Annotated in this window: 2 protein-coding genes; both read left to right on the top strand. The window is 66.5% G+C overall.

Annotated elements, in window-relative coordinates:
- The first annotated feature begins 67 nt into the window (after positions 1-67).
- Complete coding sequence (gene istA, locus AB0M24_RS48110) at positions 68-1,333, top strand: IS21 family transposase (RefSeq protein ID WP_363782011.1); 1,266 nt, start codon at positions 68-70, stop codon at positions 1,331-1,333.
- Positions 1,330-2,145, top strand: a complete 816-nt coding sequence (gene istB, locus AB0M24_RS48105; RefSeq protein WP_363782009.1) for an IS21-like element helper ATPase IstB — start codon at positions 1,330-1,332, stop codon at positions 2,143-2,145. Before istA ends, istB begins: the two co-directional genes overlap by 4 nt.
- The last annotated feature ends 66 nt before the right edge of the window (positions 2,146-2,211 follow it).

Raw genomic sequence — 2,211 nt, 5'->3', positions numbered from 1 at the left:
TGTCGACGCTTCGTGAAAACTGACCCCCAGCGGCTCTCTGAAGGTTGACCCCTCTGAAGGTAGGAGGGTGCTGAACGTGGAGGACTGGGCGGAGATCCGCCGGTTGCATCGGGCTGAGGGTGTGCCGATCAAGGAGATCGCCCGGCGGCTGGGGATCGCGCGGAACACGGTCCGGGCGGCGCTGAGGTCGGACGGGCCTCCGCAGTACAAGAGGATCTCGCGGGGTTGTGTCGCGGATGCGTTCGAGCCGCAGATCAGGGCGTTGCTGGCGGAGTGGCCGCGGATGCCGGGGCCGGTGATCGCGCAGCGGATCGGCTGGCCGTATTCGATGTCGCCGTTGAAGAAGCGGCTGACGCAGTTGCGGCCGGAGTATGCCGGGGTCGACCCGGTCGACCGGGTGGTTTACGAGCCCGGCCAGATCACGCAGTGCGACTTGTGGTTCCCGGAGACACGGATTCCGGTCGCGGCGGGTCAGGAGCGTGTGTTGCCGGTGCTGGTGATGACGCTCGGGTTCTCGCGGTTCCTGACCGCGACGATGATCCCGTCGCGGCAGGCCGGCGACATCTTGTCGGGGATGTGGCAGCTGATCGGCGGAATCGGGAGGGTCACCAAGAAGCTCGTCTGGGACCGGGAATCCGCGATCGGCGGGACCGGGCGGGTCAGCACTTCGGCGGCGGCGTTCGCCGGGACGCTGGCCACGAAGATCGTGCTCGCCCCGCCGCGGGATCCAGAGTTCAAGGGCTTGGTCGAACGCAACAACCAGTTCCTGGAGACCTCGTTCCTGCCGGGCCGTGTGTTCGTCTCGCCGGCGGACTTCAACACCCAGCTCGACGAGTGGCTGGTCCGGGCGAACAGCCGGACGGTCCGGTCTATCCAGGGCCGGCCGGACGTGTTGCTGGAGACCGACTACCTGGCGATGCTGCCGTTGCCGCCGGTCGCCCCGCCGATCGGGCTCAAGCTGAGGGTCCGGCTCGGCCGGGACTACTACGTCCGGGTCGACACCGTCGACTACTCCGTCGACCCGCGGGCGATCGGCCGATTCGTCGACGTCACCGCCTCGCTGACGGAGGTGGTGGTGTTCTGCGACAGCCAGCTCGTCGCCCGGCACGAACGGTGCTGGGCCAAGCAGGCCGTGATCACCGATCCCGACCATCAGGCCGCCGCGGCCTTGCTGCGCAAGAACTTCACGGCGGAACGAGCGCGCCGCGAGGCCGCCGGGCAGACCCGCCGCCACACCGACGGACACGTCGTCGCCATGCGAGCCCTGCCTGACTACGACGCCTTGTTCGGCGTCGATTTCACCGCACCACCAAGGAAAGCGAGCAACACGTGAGCACAACCAAGCCTGCGGCCTCGGCGCTCAAGCCGAAGGACGGGCTGCCCTCCCAGATCGCCTACCTGACCAGGGTGCTCAAAACCTCAACCATCGGGGCGTTCTGGGAACCACTCGCGGCCCAGGCCCGTGACGAGAACTGGTCGCACGAGGAATACCTGGCCGCGCTGCTGCAGCGCCAGGTCGCCGACCGCGAGTCGAAAGGCACGGTGATGCGGATCCGCACCGCGCACTTCCCGGCGGTCAAAACCCTGGAGGACTTCAACCTCGACCACCTTCCCTCGCTGCGCCGAGACGTCCTGGCGCACTTGTCGACGAGCACGTTCGTCGCCAAGGCAGAGAACGTGATCCTGCTTGGCCCGCCCGGCATCGGGAAAACCCACCTCGCGATCGGACTCGGGGTCAAAGCCACCCAGGCCGGCTACTCGGTGCTGTTCGACACCGCCAGCAACTGGATCGCCCGCCTGACCGCGGCACACCACCAGAACCGGCTCGAGATCGAGCTCAAGAAGATCCGCCGTTACAAGCTGATCATTATTGACGAGGTCGGCTACATCCCGTTCGACCAGGACGCCGCGAACCTGTTCTTCCAGCTCATCGCCTCACGCTATGAACAGGGATCCGTCATGGTCACCAGCAACCTGCCCTTCGGCCGCTGGGGCGAGACCTTCTCCGACGACGTCGTCGCCGCGGCCATGATCGACCGCCTGGTCCACCACGCCGAAGTCCTCACCCTCACCGGCGACTCCTACCGCACCCGCCAACGCCGCAACCTGCTACGCGACCAGCAACAGAACCCCGACCACAACTGACAACAACCTCTGAGGGGTCAACTTTCAAAGACCCACACGGGGTCAGAGTTCAAGAAGCGTTGACAG

Source organism: Lentzea sp. NPDC051838, assembly GCF_040681245.1.
Taxonomy (GTDB): domain Bacteria; phylum Actinomycetota; class Actinomycetes; order Mycobacteriales; family Pseudonocardiaceae; genus Lentzea.
The sequence above is the reverse complement of the archived record's forward strand: the minus strand, read 5'-3'. Positions and strand labels throughout refer to the sequence as shown.